We start from the raw sequence: 18,822 nt of genomic DNA on the forward strand, positions 1-18,822 counted from the left end.
ATTTTCTGGGGCTTTCCTCCGGGCGCTTCCCTTCGGTCTTGCGTTTCCGACTCTATCAGACTCTTTCGTGTCCGATTCCCGGTCGAAGCGGGCCTTGCATTTCCGCTTTCCAGTTCTTCGCTTTCGCGCTTCCCTTTCCGGCGGTTTCAACCTTACCAGAGTCATCCCGTCCCGTTTCCGGTCCGAATTTGAATTCTGATGGCCGTTGAAGTGACCTTGCCTTTCGGCTGATTCGACTTTATCAGAAGCAATTCCGCCGAGCTAATCGGCTTCATGTTCCGGAGAGTGGGAATCAAATGGCTCTGCGGAAATTCAATATTCCGGCGAGAGCGAGGTAAATCTACCTGTTGGGTTCGAGCTTGTCCAACTCGAGGCAACCGTTTAAATCTACCTCCCCCAGTCCGCCGTGTCAACGGTTTTTGGGGCGAGGAGGACAGTAGCAGGTCAGCGGAGCCGTATGCACATCAGGCGGCCACGGGCAGCTCGGCGCTTCGTTCTGCTGCCGTGATGTCGCCTGCGTCGCCGGCTCGGGCCGCCCTGCCGCCCAGGATGTAGACGTAGGCGAGGAATGCCAGCTCGGCAGCGATTCCGATGGTGATGCGAGCCCAGGTCGGAAGGCCTGAGGGGGTGACGAAGCCTTCGATGACGCCGGATACGAACAGGACGAGGGCGAGTCCCAGGGCCATGCCGATGGCTGCCCTGCCTTGTTGTGCCAGGGCCGTGCGCCGGGTGTGCGGGCCGGGGTCGATGACCGTCCAGCCCAGGCGGAGGCCCGTACCGGCCGCCACGAAGACCGCGGTGAGCTCCAGCAGCCCGTGGGGAAGGATCAGACCGAGGAAGGTGTCGAGCCGGCCCGCCGACGACATCAGTCCGATGCCCACCGCGAGGTTGAGCACGTTGACGAAGAGGATCCAGATCACGGGGACGCAGAGGAACGCGCCCAGCACCAGGCACATGGCGGCGGCCTGAGCGTTGTTCGTCCAGACCTGGGCGGCGAACGAGGCCGCCGGGTGGCTGGAGTAGTACGTCTCGTACTCCCCTCCCGGGCTGGTCAGGCGGCGGAGATCCTCCGGGGCGGCGATGGCCGACTGGACCTCCGGGTGGGTGCCGATCCACCAGCCCATCAGCGCGGCCAGGAGCACGGAGAGGACGGCCGTGGGTATCCACCAGTACCTGGAGCGGTAGACCGCTGCGGGAAAGCCCGCCGTGAGGAAGTGCGCGGCGTCGCGCCAGGAGGCGCGGCGGGTGCCTGTCACCGTCGAGCGGGCGCGGGCCACCAACTGCGTGAGGCGCGCGGTGAGCAGCGGGTCGGGAGCGCTGGACTGGATCAGGGAGAGATGGGTCGCCGTGCGCTGGTAGAGGTCGACCAGTTCGTCGGCCTCCGCGCCCGTGAGCCTGCGCCCGCGGTGCAGGAGGTGGTCCAGGCGGTCCCACTCGTTGCGATGGGCGTTGACGAAGACGTCGAGGTCCATGGGCGGCTGCTGCTCCTGGCATGGGTGTGTACGGGTGCGTACAACTGCGGCGCGTTGCGGGTCAGCTTGGCAGACTGTGGCCCCGAGGGGCAGAGATGGTCGGCGAAGGGTGGGCGGCGATGAGTGAGCTCGTGACCGGGGACGCGGTCGTGCTGGGGTTGCGGACGGCGAAACTGCCGAGCCGGGCGCTGGCTCTGGTCATCGATCTGGTGGCGGTCGGGACGGTGTTCGTGCTGGTGTCGGTCGGGATGGCCATCGCGACGGCCACGCTCGACGACGCAGCGGTGGCGGCGGTGGGCGTCGCCACCTTCCTGCTTGTTCTGGTGGGAGCACCGATCGCGGTGGAGACGCTCAGCCACGGCCGTTCGCTCGGGAAGCTCGCGTGCGGACTTCGGGTGGTGCGGGACGACGGGGGGCCCATCCGGTTCCGGCACGCGCTGGTGCGCGGGGCGATGGGTGTGGTGGAGATCCTCGCGACGCTCGGTGTGATCGCCACTGTCGCGTCGCTGGTCTCCGCGCGTGGGCGGCGGCTCGGGGATGTATTCGCGGGGACGCTCGTCGTGCGGGAACGGGTTCCGGCGGGCAGGGCGGCCGCCGTGCCGCCTCCCCCGCCCTGGCTGGTCGGGCGGTTCTCGGGACTGGACCTGTCGGCGGTCCCCGACGAACTGTGGCTTGCGGTGCGGCAGTACCTGACACGGATGCACCAGTTGGATGCCGTCGTGGGGCGAGCCATGGCGGAGCGGCTGGCCGCTGAACTTGCCGCGCGGACCGGGGTTCCGGCGCCGGAGGGTGTGCCTGCCGCGGCGTTCCTGGCCGCAGTGGTGAACGAACGGCAGTCGCGGGATACGCGCCGGGCGTTCGCCGCAGCCTCTGGCACGGTCAGCGGTTTCGTCGTTGGGAGGCCGCAGAGCGGGACAGTGGAAGTGACTGACGACTTCGGCACAGTCGGTGCGGTCGGTGCGGGTGCGGACGCGCCGTGGGGCGCCGGCCCCGTTACGGCCCCCGTGACTCACCCCGCTCCGGTGGCCGCTTCCCCTCGTGTGCAGGTGGCCCCTGGCCGGCCTGCCGGGCCGGACGGTGCGGCAGCGGAGCCCGGGGTGGATTCGGCGCCGCCACCGACTACCGGATTCGCCCCGCCCGCTTAGCGGTCCGAGGGCGGGGATTCCAACTCTTCGAGCTCGATACCGGGGGCCGAGAGGACCACGTCGCCGGCGATGTGAACGGTGTGCTGCTCACCGGTGTCCAGGGCGCTGACCTGGTACGCGTCCACGGTCAGCGGGCCGTTGTCAGTGGGGTGCGCTTCACTGTTCACCAGGGCCCAGGACTGGTCGACGGTACGAGGGGCGAGCACCGGGTCCGTGAAGGTGACGATGCGGAGCCGGGTCGGCGGGGAGGCGGGGGTGAGACGCAGCAGCCGGGCGGTGGCGATGAGGAACGCGGGGGACGTTCCGCTGAAGGCGTGGGCGCGGACATTGCCTTCGGTGGCGTGAGTGCCGGTCGGATCGGTTCGCACCCAGGTGACGCCTTCGAGGGCGGCGCCACGGACCTGCCAGCTCGCGGCATGGAGTTCAAGACGGATGGGGCGGCCGAGCTCGTCGAGAGTGAGGTCCACGGATCCGAGGTGATCGCCGGACGGGGCGGTCGTCTGGGAAACGTAGCGCCAGCCGGAGGGGCCTGGTGCGCAGTGGAAGTGTTCTTCGCCGAGGGGGGTGTGGTCGTGGAGATCGTGGAGCGAATATCGGCCGCGTGGCATGGGGTCCTTCGGGTTCCTCGGGTCGTGCGGGTGCGGTACAGCGCAGGCCCCCGACACGGGGGTGCGGGGGCCTGCGTTCGTAGCTGCTGCTGAGTCACCGGGGCTGCTGACGCGTGTGCGTCCGCAGGCACTGCGGGGTCTGCCGGTGGCCGGTCGTCACTGACCGGTGACGGAGTGACCGGTCACCGGCGGACCGTCGCGAGTGGTGACGGGGATCAGTAGCGGTAGTGGTCGGACTTGTACGGGCCGTCGACCTCGACGCCGATGTAGGCGGCCTGCTCGGGACGGAGCGTCGTGAGCCTCACGCCGAGTGCGGCGAGGTGGAGACGGGCGACCTTCTCGTCGAGGTGCTTGGGCAGCACGTAGACGTCGGTCGGGTACTCCTCCGGCTTCGTGAACAGCTCGATCTGGGCCAGGGTCTGGTCCGCGAACGAGTTGGACATCACGAAGGACGGGTGACCCGTGGCGTTGCCCAGGTTCAGCAGGCGGCCCTCGGACAGCACGATGAGGACCTTGCCGTCGGAGAACGTCCAGGTGTGGACCTGCGGCTTGACCTCGTCCTTGACGATCCCGTCGATCTTGGCCAGGCCGGCCATGTCGATCTCGTTGTCGAAGTGGCCGATGTTCCCGACGATCGCCTGGTGCTTCATCCTGGCCATGTCGGCGGCCATGATGATGTCCTTGTTGCCCGTCGTGGTGACGAAGATGTCGGCCTGCTCGACGACGTCGTCGAGGGTGGCGACCTGGTAACCGTCCATCGCCGCCTGCAGCGCGCAGATCGGGTCGATCTCCGTGATGATCACCCGGGCGCCCTGGCCGCGCAGCGACTCCGCGCAGCCCTTGCCCACGTCGCCGTAGCCGCAGACGACGGCGGTCTTGCCGCCGATCAGGACGTCGGTGGCACGGTTGATGCCGTCGATCAGCGAGTGGCGGCAGCCGTACTTGTTGTCGAACTTCGACTTGGTGACCGCGTCGTTGACGTTGATCGCCGGGAACAGGAGGGTGCCGTCACGGTGCATCTCGTACAGCCGGTGCACACCGGTCGTGGTCTCCTCCGTGACACCACGGATCTCCGAGGCCAGCTGCGTCCACTTCTGCGGGGACTCACCGAGGGTGCGGTTCAGCAGGGTGAGGATGTACGCGTACTCCTCGCTGTCCGCCGTCGACGGGTCCGGAGCCGCGCCCGCCTTCTCGAACTCCACGCCCTTGTGAACGAGGAGGGTGGCGTCGCCACCGTCGTCGAGAATCATGTTCGGACCACCGGTGGGGGTGTTCGGCCAGGTCAGGGCCTGCTCCGTGCACCACCAGTACTCCTCCAGCGTCTCGCCCTTCCAGGCGAAGACGGGAACGCCCGCAGGGGCTTCCGGCGTTCCGGCGGGGCCGACCGCGATGGCGGCTGCGGCGTGGTCCTGGGTGGAGAAGATGTTGCAGGAGGCCCAGCGGACCTCGGCGCCGAGGGCGACCAGGGTCTCGATCAGCACGGCCGTCTGCACGGTCATGTGCAGCGAGCCGGTGATGCGGGCGCCGGCCAGCGGCTGCGTGGCGGCGTACTCCTTGCGGATCGACATCAGGCCGGGCATCTCGTGCTCGGCGAGGGTGATCTCCTTGCGGCCGAAGGCTGCGAGGGAGAGGTCGGCGACCTTGAAGTCCTGTCGATTGGCGACCGTCGTCATAACGGGCTGCTCCTCGTGATGGGTCGAGGGTGGGTAGGGCGGCTCTGCGGCACGCAGTGGGCACAGGAATGCCCGGGCGGCTCGCAGCGCAGTCCGTCGGAGGCCCTCTCTCCCTCGGCCGGTCCGGCGTACGGACCGATCGACCGCCATCAGCAGCGACGTCTGACACTGTCAACGAATCTACACCGAACGGCCCAGCCGCTCCCAGTCCACCGGGTCCGGGAGCGGCCGGAGAGGCCTGACGGATGCGGTCAGTGGCCGGATTCCGTGGGGTCGGCCGGGGTGTCGGAGGTATCAGGGCTGTCGGGGCTGTCGCCAGGGGTGTCGTCGGCCGTCGGTTCGGCCGGTGCTCCGCCCAGCTGCTTGGCCGGGTTGACGCCGGCCGCGGCCGCTGCCGCGTTGTAGATGTCCGGCTCCAGGTAGATGACCCGGGCGATCGGGACCGCCTCACGGATGCGGGACTCGGCGGCGTTGATGGCATTGGCGACCTTGGTTGCCGTGTCGTCGTGCTGGACCGCGATCTTGGCGGCCACCAGCAGTTCCTCCGGGCCGAGGTGGAGCGTACGCATGTGGATGACGCCGGTGACGGTGTCGCCGTCGACAACCGCTGCCTTGATCTTCTCGACCTGGTCGGTGCCGGCGGCCTCGCCGAGCAGCAGGGACTTGGTCTCGGCTGCCAGGACGATCGCGATCACGATCAGCAGGATGCCGATGCAGAGGGTGCCGATGCCGTCCCACACACCGTTGCCGGTGCCGAGGGCCAGACCGACGCCGGCGAGCGCGAGGACGAGGCCGATGAGCGCGCCCAGGTCCTCGAGCAGCACGACAGGCAGTTCAGGCGCCTTCGCGCGGCGGACGAACTGGGTCCAGGAGAGCGAGCCGCGGGTCTCGTTGGACTCCCTGATCGCCGTACGGAAGGAGAAGCCCTCGGCGATGATCGCGAAGATGAGGACGCCGACCGGCCAGTACCAGGCCTCGATCTCGTGCGGGTGCTTGATCTTCTCGTAGCCCTCGTACACCGCGAACATGCCACCGACCGAGAACAGGACGATGGAGACGAGGAAGGCGTAGATGTAGCGCTCGCGCCCGTACCCGAAGGGGTGCTGGGGGGTGGCCTCGCGCTGGGCCTTCTTGCCGCCGAGCAGCAACAGCCCCTGGTTGCCCGAGTCGGCCAGCGAGTGGACGCTCTCCGCGAGCATCGACGACGAGCCACTGAACAGGAACGCCACGAATTTGGCCACTGCGATCGCGAGGTTGGCGCCTAGTGCCGCCACGATCGCCTTGGTTCCGCCTGACGCACTCATGGGTGCCTGGTGTCCCTTCTTCGGTGCTGCGGCTCCGGCGGCCGCGGTACGGCCGGACATTGTTGCAGTCGCTGGTGCGGACGGTACGTCAGGCCATCACAGTGGCGCGGAACAACGTACCCGTACCGGACACTTCGGCCTTCTCCCCGGCCGGCACGAAGACCGATTCGCCCGGCCCGAGCCCAAGCTCGCCGGCCTTGGGTGCGCCCGCCGTGCAGAGCAGGATCTGGGGCGTGGTCGCCGTCAGGTCGACGGGGGCGGCACCCGGCGAGAGGTCGAAGCGGGAGAGCCGGAACTCGTCGACCGGTGTCTCGTACAACTCCTCGCCGGACGGAGACGCCTCGGGGCGCAGGACGCCCGGTTCGGTCGCCTCGAAGCGGACGATGCGCAGGAGTTCGGGCACATCGATGTGTTTCGGGGTCAGGCCGCAGCGCAGCACGTTGTCCGAGTTGGCCATGATCTCGACGCCGAGGCCGCCGAAGTAGGCGTGCGGTACTCCGGCGTCGAGGAACAGGGCTTCGCCGGGCTGGAGTTGCACGTAGTTCAGCAGCAGGGCCGCGACGACACCGGCGTCGCCCGGGAAGTGATGGGCGACGCGGGCGTACGGGGCGTAGATGCCGCCGATCCGTTCGGCGGCGGCCGCCACGGCTGTCACCGTCTCCGCCATCTGCGCCGGGTCCGCGGTGAGGATCGCCGTGAGGACCTCGCGCAGGGCCGCCTCTTCGGGATGGGCGCGGAGCAGATCGGCGTAGGGCTTGAGGGAGTCGACGCCCAGCGCCTCCATCGCCTCGGCCGCCTCGGCGGGCCGGCGGAAGCCGCACAGGCCGTCGAAGGGGGTGAGCGCGCAGATCAGTTCGGGCTTGTGGTTGGCGTCCTTGTACACGCGGTGGGGCGCGTCGATCGGGACGGACCGGCGCTCCTCGTCCGCGTAACCCTGCTGTGCCTGGGCGAGGTCGGGGTGGACCTGGAGAGAGAGCGGGACTCCGGCGGCGAGGAGCTTGAGGAGGAAGGGCAGGCGGGGGCCGAACTTCTCGACGGCGGCCTGACCGAGTTCGCCGGCCGGGTCGGCCGCGATGACGTCGGTGAGGGTCTGTTCGACGGGGGTCGCCGAGGGGGTGTTCGGGACCTCGGCGGCGGCACCGGTGCGGGTTATCCGGGAAGGGGCTCCGGGATGGGCGCCCATCCACATCTCCGCCTGCGGCTCGCCGGTGGGGGCGACGCCGAGCAGGGCCGGGATGAGGGTGGTGGAGCCCCAGGCGTACGGGCGCACGGTGTTGGAGAGCCGGTCCATGGAATTCGTCCTCGGGCTGTGTGAGATGCGTGCGGTGCGAGATACGTGTTCTGGGTGGTGCGGGTTCGTTCTGCGGTGCGGGGTTCTTGCGGTGCGAGATACGTGCTCTGAGTGGTGCGGGGTCTGCGTGGGGCTTTTGGTCTGTGTGGGGCGTGGTCGCGCGCGTGAGCCGTGTGGCGGTGCCGCGCGGGGCCGGGGCGTCGCTCGCAGGGTCAGGCGCGGGCTGCCGAGGCCAGGGCCAGGTATACGGCGGCGAAGTCGGTGACCGCCAGGAGTTCGGCGAGGGCTTCGAGCCTGCTGCTGCCCTCCTCCGGTTCCAGCTCGCTGATCGCCGTGTCGTGGCCCAGGGCCAGCTCGCGGGCCGCGGGGGCTGCGCTCAGGCCGCCGGTGGGCCGGTCTCGGAGCAGGACCACCCGGGCATGGAGGGGCTCGGACTCCTCGACCCGGTCGCGGAAGAAGTCGTCGGGGTCGGCCCCGGCGGCAAAGGCACCCGCAAGCAGGGCACCGTGGGCGGGAAGCGCTTCAGGGAGTTCGGCCGAGAGGGCCGGACGGCCGGAGAGCTCGGCCAGGACGGCGGCGAACCTGCGCCCGACCGGGCCCGCGGCGTCACCCTCCGTCCAGACGAGGGGCAGGCTGTCCGCGAGTTCGGCGGCCAGCGTCTTGGCGGGGTTGCTGTACGTGGCGATCGCGGGTCCGCAGCGCTCTGCCGTGCGGTCCAGGCGGTCGGCGACGCTCTGCAGCGTCTCCGGGGGCGCGGTGACCAGGCCGACTCTGTCGAGCAGGGCGAGCAGCGGGGTGAACAGGGCCCAGAGCGTGCCGGGGCCCGCCGCCGACGTCTCCGCGTCGTACTCGCCGTGCGGGGCCGAGGCCATCGGTACGACGAGGCCGTGCACGCCGTCGACCGCCTCACGCAGCGGGGACTGCCGGGGGGCGACGGCCACCACGGTGCAGCCGCGGCGGTATGCCTGCTCGGCGAGGAGGGCGAGGCCAGGTTCGGAGCCGTCCGCCGTGGCGATGAGGAGCAGGTCGACGGAGCCGGCCCAGCCGGGCAGCGTCCATCGCATCGCGCCTGCGGCGGGGGCGACGCCGGTCGGGTGAATGCGCGTGACCGGGGCGGAGGCCCCGGCCAGGGCCCCGATCAGGTCGGCGACGCCGGATGCGGCGGTGCCGGAGCCTGCGACCAGAACGGCGCGTGGGCGGCCCTCCGGGCTCAGCTCGGTGATCCCGGCCTCCGTCGCGTGGCGGGCGGCGGTACGGACCCGGGCCCCGGCCTCGGCGGCGCCGCGGAGCAGGCCGCGGCGGTCGGCTCGGGCCAGGGCTTCCGGGGCGTCGAGCAACGACTCGTCGAGCATGGGGACGGTCCTCCGATCACGTGCCGATCACCGTGCGGGGTGGGGCCGGGTTTACGCGGGGCGGCGGGCCTCGTCGACGAGGAGGACGGGGATGCCGTCCCGTACCGGGTAGGCCAGGCCGCAGTCCGTGCCGGTGCAGATCAGTTCGGGGCTGTCGGCCGCCGACCGGTCGTCGAGAGGGGAGTGACAGGCCGGGCAGGCCAGGATCTCCAGGAGGCCGGCTTCGAGCGGCATGTGATGGGTTCCCTTCGGGCGGGCGGGCGCGGAGTGCGTGGTGCGTGTTACGTGGTGCGTGGTGCGTGTTCCGGTTTTGCAGTTGATCTTGTTTGTGATTCGCGCTCTGCCATTCGCGTTTGGTGCGTTGTGCGTCGCGCCTCGCGGAACGGGCGAGGTCAGCCTACCGCTGGGGTGGCGGGGGCGCGGCCTGGCCCGGCCGGGCAGGCGGTGCGGGTGGCGAGGGCTGCGGAAGTTGCGGGGGTGGTGAGGGTGGGAGGGGGTGCGCCTGCGGCGGGCCCTGTCCCCTACCCGCCCCTTCCCGTAACCGGGGCTCCGCCCCGGACCCCGCGCCTCAAACGCCGGCGAGGCTGGAAGTGGGCCTCAGGCGCCGAAGAGGCTGGAGGGGCGGAAGGCCCGGTCTGTGCCCCGGAGGCTCAGGATCAGGCGGTCGGTGTGCGGATCAGGGTCAGGACCTCGTCACGTACCGCCGTCATCGTCTCCTCGTCGCCGGCCTCGACGTTCAGGCGCAGCAAGGGTTCCGTGTTGGAGGGGCGGAGGTTGAACCACCAGCCTGGGGACGTGACCGTGAGGCCGTCCAGGTCGTCGGTGGTCACGTTCTCGCGGCCGGCGAACGCTGCCCGTACGTCTGCCGTGCGGGCCTGCTGGTCGTCGACCGTGGAGTTGATCTCGCCGGAGTCGACGTAGCGGTCGTACTGGGCCACCAGGGCCGAGAGGGGTTCCTCCTGGCCTCCGAGAGCGGCCAGGACGTGGAGGGCGGCGAGCATGCCCGTATCGGCGTTCCAGAAGTCACGGAAGTAGTAGTGGGCCGAGTGCTCGCCGCCGAAGATCGCGCCGTGTGCGGCCATCTCCGCCTTGATGAAGGAGTGGCCGACCCGGGTACGGACGGGGGTGCCGCCGTGTTCGCGTACGACCTCCGGGACCGAGAGGGAGGAGATCAGGTTGTGGATGACCGTGCCCCGGCCGCCGTTGCGGGCCAGTTCCCGGGCCGCGACCAGGGCGGTGATCGCCGACGGGGAGACACCCGCACCCCGCTCGTCCACGACGAAGCAGCGGTCGGCGTCGCCGTCGAAGGCCAGGCCGAGATCGGCGCCCTCGGCCAGTACCCGGGCCTGGAGGTCGACGATGTTCTTCGGGTCGAGCGGGTTGGCCTCGTGGTTCGGGAACGTGCCGTCCAGTTCGAAGTACATCGGGACGAGTTCCAGCGGCAGCCCTGCGAGGACCGTCGGGACCGTGTGGCCGCCCATGCCGTTGCCCGCGTCCACGACCACCTTCAGGGGGCGGATCGCGGACAGGTCGACGAGGGACAGCAGGTGGGCGGCGTAGTCGGTGAGCGTGTCCCGTTCGGTGACCGTGCCGGGGGCGGCGGCCGGCTGCGGTGCACCGGTCTCCGACCACTTCTCGACCAGGGTGCGGATCTCGGCGAGGCCGGTGTCCTGACCCACCGGGGCCGCGCCGGCCCGGCACATCTTGATGCCGTTGTACTGCGCCGGATTGTGCGACGCCGTGAACATCGCGCCCGGCAGGTCAAGTGACCCCGACGCGTAGTACAGCTGGTCGGTCGAGCAGAGACCGATCAGGGTGACATCGGCTCCGCGGGCCGCCGCACCCCGGGCGAAGGCTCCCGACAGCGCGGGGGACGTGGGGCGCATGTCGTGGCCGATGACGATCGCGTCCGCGGCTGTCACCTCGACGAACGCCGCGCCGAACAGCTCGGCCAGTGACTCGTCCCACTGGTCGGGCACGACTCCGCGCACGTCGTACGCCTTCACGAGCTGCGACAGATCTGCGGTCACGGGCCGGGCCTCCTGAGGTCTCTTCGGACCGCCAAACTACCCGGCGCCCAAGAACGCCCCATGCTCCGGGGAGGCTGCCCCGGCTCAGAGGCCGGGCGACGGCTCAGGAGTCGGGCGAGCGCAGCACGCGGAGGTGGCCTCTGCGGCCGACCTCCATCGGATCCGCGGTGCGCGGACCGCCGCCCCTGGGACCGTCGCCGCGGTCCGGTGGACGCGCTGCTTCCCGTACGGCGTTGGCCAGAGCTTCGAGGTCGTCGCCGCTGGGACGGGTGGGCGCGGAAGGGTCGGAGAGCCGGACGACCTCCCAGCCACGGGGCGCGGTCAGGCGCTCACTGTGCTCGGCACAGAGGTCGTAGCAATGAGGCTCGGCATAGGTGGCGAGCGGGCCGAGGACCGCAGTCGAGTCGGCATAGACGTACGTCAGTGTCGCGACGGCAGGGCGGCCGCACGCGGTGCGCGAACAGCGACGTACAGGGCTCACGATGTTGGACGGTACCGCACTCTTGAGCGGGCTGCGACGACTCTCCCCGGCTCACCCCACCGTGTCGCCCTGTGACCCCGGGCACAGGCTCTTGCCGGACAACTCCCCTGACCTGCACGGGAGGAGAGGGGCGCAGTTCCTGGCCGCACCGATTCCGGTCACCACCTGGCACAAAAGCTGTCATACGGCAGGTAACCAACGATCAGGAGCGGGGCCTGAAACGGGTCATCCCATGGCCGGATCGTTCAGCAACGGACAGGTCGGCTCCCTCCCGGACAGCCGCAGGCCGCTCACCCGGCGGAGGGTTACGCTGCGTCAGTGATGGACAGTCCCGTACCGCCCCACCCGTCCGAGCCGCGACCGCGGCGCCGAGACCGACACGGCCGCGGCATGCGCGGCCCCGTCGCCCCTCCCCAGGTGCCGCTCTCGGCCAGCAGGGCGGACAGCTTCCGCGATCTGGTGCAGGACTCGGTGGAGCGGCTGGAACGGCGCTGGCCGCAGCTGGCCGAGGTCGACTTCGTGGTCCTCGACGTACCGGGGACCGTGGAGGAGACCGTTCCGCTGGGGAGTGCGTTGTCCGCCGAGAAGGAGCGCCCCGCGCAGATCGTCATCTACCGGCGCCCCGTCGAGATCCGTACCAAGAACCGTGACGAGCGTGCGCTGCTGGTGCACGAGGTCGTGGTCGAGCAGGTCGCGGAGCTGCTCGGGCTCTCGCCGGAGTCGGTCGATCCCCGGTACGGGCAGGAGTAGGCGGCCCCTGCGTCGGGGGCGCACAGCTGTGGGGCGGGCCGGTTGCACGGACCGCCCCACAGTCATGTCGTCGCGGCCCTCAGTCGTCCAGGTCCGACGGTCCCTCAGTCGTCCAGGACCGACAGGTCCTGTTCGGCGGCCGGTACCTCGACCGTTCCCCGGTCGTCCGGCAGCGTCTGCACCGTGAACATCGGGATGCCGCCCATCGGGACCGTGAGCGTGCGGGCGGCGTGGACCGGACCGCCCGACTGCGTCTCGACGGTCAGCGCGTACGTGCCCTTGAGTCCTGCCGGAACGGGCGGCGTGACCGCGACGGTCGTACCGGCGCCGACCTCGTACGTCTTGCTGACCGGTGTGCCGCCCTTGCTGCCGGCGGACGCCGTGACCTTCACGGTGCCGGCGGCGCCGGGGGCGGTGAGCGAGAGGACCGAACCCTTCGCACGGTTGTCGGCGGCGGTCGCCTGCGCGCCCACCGGGCCGGTCGCCGGAATGTAGCCGACCTCCTGGTTGGCGCCCTTGCCGCGGACCACCCGCAGTGCGGCCACCACCGGGGTGGCCTTGCCGTCCTGGGCGGGGCTCAGGACCAGGGAGCCCGCCTCGCCCCTGGTCAGATCCTTCAGGTCGACTCCGGCGGTCATCTGCGACTTGACGTGAAGTTCCTCGTGGCCCGCCGGTGAGATCGAACCCGTCTTGCCGAGCAGCATCACCTTGAGGTCGGCGTCGTCCTCGCCGGGGGCGAAGGCCACGAGCCGCACCGAGGTTGCGTCCGCCGGGATGCCGGGCAGGACGAGGGTGCCCGCCGGCTCGGTGGAGGCGGGGAGCCAGTCGCTGCCGGTCTTGCTGTCCGCGGACCTCACGACCGCGCCGACACGGCCGGTCCGGGTGGTGACGTGGACGGTCACGTCGTCTGCGGCCTTACTGGTCAGCGTCGAGATGAGGACGCGGACACCGGACCTGGCGGGCACCGTGATGCCTTCGCCCACGTCGGACTTGAGCGTGCCGTCGGGGCCGTACAGCTCGATGTCGGCGACGGCGGCGGTGTCGTCCGGGTTGGTGAGGTGGACGTAGTCCTCACGGGACTTCGCCGTGCTCGCGGCCGGGAACCAGAAGTCGGTGTCGGGTGCGGTGCAGCTGACCCCGAGGAGGCCTCGGGAGTCGCCCGCCTCGACGGTGGTGGTCTGCTGGGCGGTCCAGCCGGGGGCCAGCCGGCCGGTCGCGGTGCCGACGAGTGCGGGGGCGTCCGCGCCCGACACCTCGGCGGTGACCGGCTTGCCGGGCTCCTTGAGGAGAACGACCGGCTTGTCCGGGGCCGCCTTCTTGGTCTTCTTCTTGCTCTTCCCGGATTCCTTCTCGTCGTCCTTCGCGGCCGTGGACGACAGGAGTTCGGCCGTACCGGCCGGCCCCGCCGCGTCACCGCCCTTCGCCGCCGGAGTGAAGGAGGTGTACTCCGTCTCCGCGAGGTCGGACAGGCCGGGGGCCGGGCAGAGCAGGCTGGACCGTTCCACGGGCAGCCGTGCGGCCGCCTTCGCCGTCGTCGTGCCCCCGGCGTCCGGCACGGTGACCGCGGCGAATCCGGTGACGGCTGCGAGGGCGACGGCCCCGGCGATGAGGGACAGGCTGGTGGACTTCACTCGGACTCGCCTCGCGATGCGTTACCGGTCGGCCACGGGTTCTGGCCCGGGGCGGGGTTCCCGTCGGGGTTCTCGTCGGGGTTCTGCGGGTCGTACGCGCCCTGGGTGCCGTACTGGTCCGCACCGTACTGGCCGGTGCCGTACTGACCGGGGTCGTACGGGGCGTTGCCGTACTGGGCGTTGGGGTCGTACGGCCCGCCGTCACCCTGCGGAGCGTTGGGGTCGTACGGTCCGCTGTTGCTCTGCGGAGCATTGGGGTCGTACTGGCCCTGGGCGTACGGGGCGTACTCACCCTGCTGCTGATAGCCGTACGGGTCATAGCCGGCGGCGCCGTCGGGCTGCTGCTGCGGCGCGGCGGCGTACTGGCCGTCCTGGTACTGACCTTCCTGGTACTGACCCTCCTGGTACTGCGGGTAGGCGGTGTCCTGGTACTGCTGGGCGTCCCAGTCCCCGTACTGCTGCTGGGGCACCGCCGCGTACTCGCCGGTGTCGCCGTCGGCCTGCTGGGGGACGAAGACGTCCTGGCCGTCGTCGGCGTCGAACGGCTCCGCCGCGGTGGTCCGCGGACCGGTCTGCTGGGCGGGGATGTGCCCCGCCGGCTCCCCCGCTTCCGCGGACTCGCCGGCGTCGAAGTCCTCGCCGTCTTCGCCCTCGCCCTCCGCCAGCGCGGCCGCACGCAGCCTGCGGGCCCGGCGTCCCTCGCCGGCGACCGGCTCGGCGGGGACCACCACGTCCTCCTCGGGCAGGTCGTCGTCGATCTCCCGGCGGCGGCCCGGCAGGGCCAGCACGAGCAGGACCACGATGAGCGCGGCCTGGCCCCAGACCCACACGGAGTGCGTGAAGGGCGTCTCGTACGTGAGGTCCAGCGTGCCGCCCTCGGTGGGGAGCTCGAAGCCCTGCGCCCAGCCGTCGACGGTCTTGCGGGTCAGCACCCGTCCGTCGAGCGTGGCCTGCCAGCCGGAGTCGGCGGCGTCGGCGATCCGCAGCACGCGGCCCGCGCTGCCCGACGGGATCTTGGTGTGCGCCTCGACGGGCTCGGAACCCACCGGGAGCGGTTCGTCACTGGCGGCCGACGGGACGATCATGATCCGGGCGACCTGGCGGTCCACGCGCCACAGCGCGCTGCCGTCCAGCTGGCTGAGGCGGCTGAGGCCGGGGGTCGCGTCGAGGACCCGGCTCATCTGCTTCGGCGCCCCGTCCCGCACGAGCACGTAACGGATCGCGAAGCCGCTGAGCTGGCTGCCCTGGTCGGCGCCGGAGCCTGCCACCAGGTTGGCGACGACCTTGTCGAGATGGCTGTTGCCGCCACCGGCCGCGGCCAGTTCGGCATCACCCAGCCGCGCGCCGGAGCCACGGACCAGGGTGTACGCGACGGAGGTGGCCGAGGTCCCGCCGAGCACCAGGGTGCGCGGCTGGTCCCGGGTGCCGCTCTCCTCGGCGACGAACGCGGGCACCTGCACCGGATCGCGCCGCTCCAGCGGGCCGGCGGCGCCGCCGATCATCCAGCCGACGGCGGCCAGCACGGGGGCCAGCACGGCAGCCAGCGCGATCAGGACCGCGACCGGCTGGCGCCAGCCGAAGCTGAGTTCGGCCACCCGGACCCGGGCACCGTCCGCGCCGACCAGGGCGGCGGCGATGAGCGCGGCGCCGTAGACGAGGGTGGCGGGTCCCGCCCAGCCCGAGCCGTTGGCGAGTCCGGCGAAGGCCAGGCCCACCAGGGCGACGGCCCAGGCGGTCCGTACCGCGAACTGCCGCTCCCCGCGCAGCAGCGCGGCCAGTGCCGCGAGCACGATGCCGAGGAGCAGGACGCCGCCGGCCGCCTTGGGCCCGCCGGGGCTGATCCCGAGCAGGTCCAGTGCGGAGGCCGAGCCCGAACCGGTCTCCAGCCCCGCTTCCTTCAGGAAGGAGGAGGGGCTGGACAGGAGCGAGAGCGACCAGGGCGCGAGGACCAGCATCGGGGTGCCGACCGCGGCGAGGAAGCGGAGGCCGTAGGCCGTGATGTCGTTGCGGCGCAACGCCAGTACACCGATGCCGAGGACCACGGCGAGCGGCCAGACGATGGGGGTGAACGCCATCGCGAGCGTGAGGAGCAGGGTGTACGCCCAGGTGGCGCGCCAGCTGCCGCGGTTGTCACCGCCGCCGCCGCGCAGGCCGTGCGCGGAGACGGCCGTGCGCGCGATCAGCGGGAGCAGGACGGCGAGGACGGCGGTGCCGAGGCGGCCGGTGGCCAGGGCGCCGGTCGCGGCGGGCAGAAAGGCGTACGCGACGCTCGCCCAGGCCCGCAGCAGCCGCGAGGGGAGCAGCGGGCGGGAGACGAAGTACGCGGTGAGCCCGGCGAGCGGGACCGAGCAGACGAGCAGCAGGGTGAGCGCGAAGCCGGTGGAGCCGAGGAACAGCGCGGACAGTGCGGAGATCACGGCCAGGTAGGGCGGTGCGGTCTGGGTGCCGCCGGTGCCGATGGTGTGCCAGCCGTCCGCGTAGCGGCCCCACAGGTCGGAGACGTCACCGGGCGCGGGCAGCAGGGCGCCGCCGGCCAGCGCGCCGCCGCCCAGGAGGCTGCGGCACGCGACGAGGGAGACCAGGAGCAGGACGGCGAAGAGCACCGGGCCCGGCTTGCGCCCGACGCGCTTCAGCTTGGCGAACTGGTCGATCTCCAGGAAGTCGGCGTCGTCGCCGCCCGGACCGGACTCGACGGCGCCGTGCCGCGACCCGCCGGACTCGGTCTCCGCGCCGCCGCCGAAGTTCCCGGCGACCTGCTCGACGGTCGCGCGGACGGTGGCACCGGGGGCGGGGAAGAGCCCGCGCAACTCGGCCGGGTCGACGACCCCCTTGCCGCGGTGCCGTCGTGCGGTGAGGATGCGGCCGGGGCGCAGCAGGGTGCCGAGGAGGCCGGTGACCTCGTCGAGTGCCTGGCCCGGCACCTTGCCGACGAGGTAGGCGAGCGTACGCAGCAGCGTGCCGACGAGGAGCCGGAGCAGCACCCAGGGAAGCCGTTTGCCGGGGGCGTTGACCAGCATGGTGTAGACGGCGCCGGCCTTGTCGACGCGGTGCGGGCTGGAGACGGAGCGGCCTGCGCAGTCGATGGGGCGTCGTTCGCGGGCGGACGCCTCGGCGTGCCGCAGGACGGCGTCGGGGGCGACGAGCACCCGGTGGCCCGCCATGTGGGCGCGCCAGCACAGGTCGACGTCGTCACGCATCAGGGGCAGTCTGCGGTCGAAGCCGCCGAGCTCCTCCCAGACGTCCCGGCGGATCAGCATGCCGGCGGTGGAGACGGACAGGACGGTACGGACCTGGTCGTGCTGGCCCTGGTCCTGCTCGCGCCGGTCGAGGCCGGTCCAGCGGCGCCCGCTGTTGGCGATCGAGACGCCGACTTCGAGGAGCTGGCGGCGGTCGTACCAGCCGCGGAGCTTGGGGCCGACGATCGCGGCGTGCTGGTCGTTGTCGACGACGCGCAGCATCTCGGCGAGGGCGTCGGGTTCGGGGGCGCAGTCGTCGTGGAGCAGCCAGAGCCACTGCACCGGTTCGCCGTGCGGCAGGTCCGGCAGGTCGTAGGCGTCGTCGCGCCAGGACCTGGTGACGGGGTCCCAGCCGCTCGGACGCTTCAGGTACGGCAGGTCGTCCGGGGTCAGGACACCGGCGGTGCGGCTCGCCTCGTCGACGGCGGTGCCGAAGCTCGTACGCCGCGCGAGGTGCAGTACGCGGTCGGCGCCGAGCGCCTCGGTGACCAGTCGCGCGGAGTCGTCGGCGCTGCCGGTGTCGGCGGCGACGACGTTCTGTACGGGGCGTTCCTGCCCGAGCAGCCCGGCGAGCGCGTCGGGCAGCCAGCGTGCGCCGTCGTGGGAGACGAGCACGGCGGTGACGACGTGCCGGGGGAACTCTGGGGCGGCGGCAGCCGCGTACGGCGCCGTTGCTTGGCTGTGCACGGACATCGAGGTACGGGCCCTCCGGCCGGGTCCGGGGGACGTCCCCCGGGGGCTGCATCGGTGTACACGCGCGCCCTGTCGGGTCGTTGGCGCGTCTCGGACGGGGCCCCACACTAACGGTACGGATAACCGGGGTTGCGCGGAGCGGTTGAACGAGGGCTGCGGTACAGCGGTGGAGGGCGGCCGGTGCCCCTGGTCCGGCAGTGGCGGCAGAGGGAGCCCGGAACGGGTCCCGGGCCGCTCCGCCACCGTGCCGGAGGTACGGCAATGGCCCGCCGCCTGCGGGCCAGGCGCAGGAGGGCGGGCCATGGACGGCCGGTCCGGGAGCAGCCGGCTCTCAGGGTTCGGCGCCTTGCGGCCAGGGCGTCGCGGAGGGGGGCCGGGTCAGACCGCGGCCTTCTTCAGGCGCCGTCGCTCACGCTCGGAAAGACCGCCCCAGATACCGAATCGCTCGTCCTTGGAGAGGGCGTACTCAAGGCATTCGGACCGGACCTCACAGGCGAGGCAGACCTTCTTGGCCTCGCGGGTCGATCCGCCCTTCTCGGGGAAGAAGGACTCGGGATCGGTCTGGGCGCACAGTGCGCGCTCCTGCCAGCCGAGTTCCTCGTCCGCGTCCTCGACCAGCAGTTGCTGGAACAGCTCGGTCATGTGCGCCCCTCGTCTGTCTCTTGCGTCCCCGTGATGCGGCCGTTATCGAATCGGCCGAACGACACGAGTGAAATTACAAGTGTGTAGCTCCGGGCCAGTCAAGCTCAGATCTGCTATTGGACCCGGGATTCACTCTGCGGAACCAAGCGTATGCGTAAAGTGTGCAAATCACCAAAAACCTGACATATGCCACGGGCTCTGGTGCGTCTTCGCCCGCCACAGGGAAGAACTCCCAGGAGGGCGGACACGTTGCGATTCGATCACCGAAGCGATCAAGATCACAGTCGGGTCACAGAGGCGCGACCGCGTTTGCCGCAGCGGTTGTTGCGCCACATCTCCGCCACGGGGGCTGCATAAACCTTTCTCCGAACGGAGTAACCGGATGAGGTGAAACATTACCCCCAAATCGGGCATTGGGTTGACAGTCGGAGGTTCTCCGGTTCTCCTTGATGTCATGCCAGCGACCTCAGCCATGCGTGTCACCCACATCCGTGGGTTCCGCAGCGCTGTCCAG

The 18,822-nt window shown here is 71.1% G+C and carries 14 protein-coding genes; 2 read left to right on the plus strand and 12 right to left on the minus strand.

Features of this window, described 5'->3' with window-relative positions; all coding sequences use genetic code 11:
• Nucleotides 1-464 precede the first annotated feature (464 nt).
• Nucleotides 465-1,472 carry a stage II sporulation protein M gene (locus ACIOEW_RS37390; protein WP_401969699.1) on the minus strand — a complete coding sequence of 336 codons (1,008 nt, stop codon included), beginning with the start codon at nt 1,470-1,472 and terminating at the stop codon, nt 465-467.
• Between the two features lie 119 nt (nt 1,473-1,591).
• Between ACIOEW_RS37390 and ACIOEW_RS37395 the strand changes: the two genes are divergently transcribed.
• Nucleotides 1,592-2,617 (plus strand): RDD family protein, encoded by a 1,026-nt coding sequence (locus ACIOEW_RS37395; RefSeq protein ID WP_401969701.1) that lies wholly within the window; start codon nt 1,592-1,594, stop codon nt 2,615-2,617.
• On the opposite strand, the gene ACIOEW_RS37400 is transcribed toward ACIOEW_RS37395, so the two are convergent.
• From ACIOEW_RS37400 to ACIOEW_RS37435, 8 genes are all read right to left on the minus strand, one after another.
• A complete protein-coding gene (locus ACIOEW_RS37400) occupies nt 2,614-3,225 on the minus strand; it encodes a hypothetical protein (protein WP_327710876.1) in 612 nt (203 codons plus the stop codon). The two genes, ACIOEW_RS37395 and ACIOEW_RS37400, sit on opposite strands and share 4 nt — an antisense overlap.
• Nucleotides 3,226-3,440: 215 nt before the next feature.
• Complete coding sequence (ahcY, locus tag ACIOEW_RS37405) at nt 3,441-4,898, minus strand: adenosylhomocysteinase (RefSeq protein ID WP_362553213.1); 1,458 nt, start codon at nt 4,896-4,898, stop codon at nt 3,441-3,443.
• 251 nt (nt 4,899-5,149) lie between these two features.
• The gene (locus tag ACIOEW_RS37410) at nt 5,150-6,202 is read right to left on the minus strand and encodes a cation diffusion facilitator family transporter (RefSeq protein WP_362553216.1); all 1,053 of its coding nucleotides are present in this window, start codon (nt 6,200-6,202) and stop codon (nt 5,150-5,152) included.
• An 88-nt stretch (nt 6,203-6,290) separates the two neighbouring features.
• Nucleotides 6,291-7,493 (minus strand): mannose-6-phosphate isomerase, class I, encoded by a 1,203-nt coding sequence (manA, locus tag ACIOEW_RS37415; protein WP_401969704.1) that lies wholly within the window; start codon nt 7,491-7,493, stop codon nt 6,291-6,293.
• Nucleotides 7,494-7,705: 212 nt separating this feature from the next.
• Nucleotides 7,706-8,845 (minus strand): SIS domain-containing protein, encoded by a 1,140-nt coding sequence (locus tag ACIOEW_RS37420; RefSeq protein WP_401969706.1) that lies wholly within the window; start codon nt 8,843-8,845, stop codon nt 7,706-7,708.
• Nucleotides 8,846-8,896: 51 nt separating this feature from the next.
• On the minus strand, nt 8,897-9,079 hold the full coding sequence (locus ACIOEW_RS37425) for a Trm112 family protein (protein WP_148018973.1): 183 nt from the start codon (nt 9,077-9,079) through the stop codon (nt 8,897-8,899).
• A gap of 422 nt (nt 9,080-9,501) precedes the next feature.
• A complete protein-coding gene (locus tag ACIOEW_RS37430; protein ID WP_401969709.1) occupies nt 9,502-10,875 on the minus strand; it encodes a phosphomannomutase/phosphoglucomutase in 1,374 nt (457 codons plus the stop codon).
• 103 nt (nt 10,876-10,978) lie between these two features.
• Nucleotides 10,979-11,356, minus strand: coding sequence for a DUF3499 domain-containing protein (locus ACIOEW_RS37435; protein ID WP_362553228.1), 378 nt, complete (start codon nt 11,354-11,356; stop codon nt 10,979-10,981).
• A 321-nt stretch (nt 11,357-11,677) separates the two neighbouring features.
• Here ACIOEW_RS37435 and ACIOEW_RS37440 point away from each other — a divergent pair, with 321 nt between their 5' ends.
• Nucleotides 11,678-12,106 (plus strand): metallopeptidase family protein, encoded by a 429-nt coding sequence (locus ACIOEW_RS37440; RefSeq protein WP_362553231.1) that lies wholly within the window; start codon nt 11,678-11,680, stop codon nt 12,104-12,106.
• Between the two features lie 104 nt (nt 12,107-12,210).
• Here ACIOEW_RS37440 and ACIOEW_RS37445 read toward each other — a convergent pair whose 3' ends face one another.
• From ACIOEW_RS37445 to ACIOEW_RS37455, 3 genes are all read right to left on the minus strand, one after another.
• The gene (locus ACIOEW_RS37445) at nt 12,211-13,737 is read right to left on the minus strand and encodes a DUF5719 family protein (RefSeq protein WP_401969710.1); all 1,527 of its coding nucleotides are present in this window, start codon (nt 13,735-13,737) and stop codon (nt 12,211-12,213) included.
• Complete coding sequence (locus ACIOEW_RS37450; protein WP_401969711.1) at nt 13,734-17,666, minus strand: glycosyltransferase; 3,933 nt, start codon at nt 17,664-17,666, stop codon at nt 13,734-13,736. The genes ACIOEW_RS37445 and ACIOEW_RS37450 overlap by 4 nt, the downstream gene beginning before the upstream one ends.
• 378 nt (nt 17,667-18,044) lie before the next feature.
• Entirely contained in the window at nt 18,045-18,308 is a 264-nt protein-coding gene (locus ACIOEW_RS37455) for a WhiB family transcriptional regulator (RefSeq protein WP_018103995.1), read from the minus strand.
• Nucleotides 18,309-18,822: the final 514 nt, after the last annotated feature.

It is taken from the genome of Streptomyces sp. NPDC087901 (assembly GCF_044742205.1).
Lineage (GTDB): Bacteria > Actinomycetota > Actinomycetes > Streptomycetales > Streptomycetaceae > Streptomyces.

Coding starts and splice junctions, on each gene's coding strand:
- ahcY (WP_362553213.1), bottom strand. CDS start 4,898: ATGACGACGGTCGCCAATCGACAGGACTTCAAGGTCGCCGACCTCTCC.
- ACIOEW_RS37425 (WP_148018973.1), bottom strand. CDS start 9,079: ATGCCGCTCGAAGCCGGCCTCCTGGAGATCCTGGCCTGCCCGGCCTGT.
- ACIOEW_RS37400 (WP_327710876.1), bottom strand. CDS start 3,225: ATGCCACGCGGCCGATATTCGCTCCACGATCTCCACGACCACACCCCC.
- ACIOEW_RS37395 (WP_401969701.1), top strand. CDS start 1,592: ATGAGTGAGCTCGTGACCGGGGACGCGGTCGTGCTGGGGTTGCGGACG.
- manA (WP_401969704.1), bottom strand. CDS start 7,493: ATGGACCGGCTCTCCAACACCGTGCGCCCGTACGCCTGGGGCTCCACC.
- ACIOEW_RS37450 (WP_401969711.1), bottom strand. CDS start 17,666: ATGTCCGTGCACAGCCAAGCAACGGCGCCGTACGCGGCTGCCGCCGCC.
- ACIOEW_RS37410 (WP_362553216.1), bottom strand. CDS start 6,202: ATGAGTGCGTCAGGCGGAACCAAGGCGATCGTGGCGGCACTAGGCGCC.
- ACIOEW_RS37420 (WP_401969706.1), bottom strand. CDS start 8,845: ATGCTCGACGAGTCGTTGCTCGACGCCCCGGAAGCCCTGGCCCGAGCC.
- ACIOEW_RS37390 (WP_401969699.1), bottom strand. CDS start 1,472: ATGGACCTCGACGTCTTCGTCAACGCCCATCGCAACGAGTGGGACCGC.
- ACIOEW_RS37455 (WP_018103995.1), bottom strand. CDS start 18,308: ATGACCGAGCTGTTCCAGCAACTGCTGGTCGAGGACGCGGACGAGGAA.
- ACIOEW_RS37440 (WP_362553231.1), top strand. CDS start 11,678: ATGGACAGTCCCGTACCGCCCCACCCGTCCGAGCCGCGACCGCGGCGC.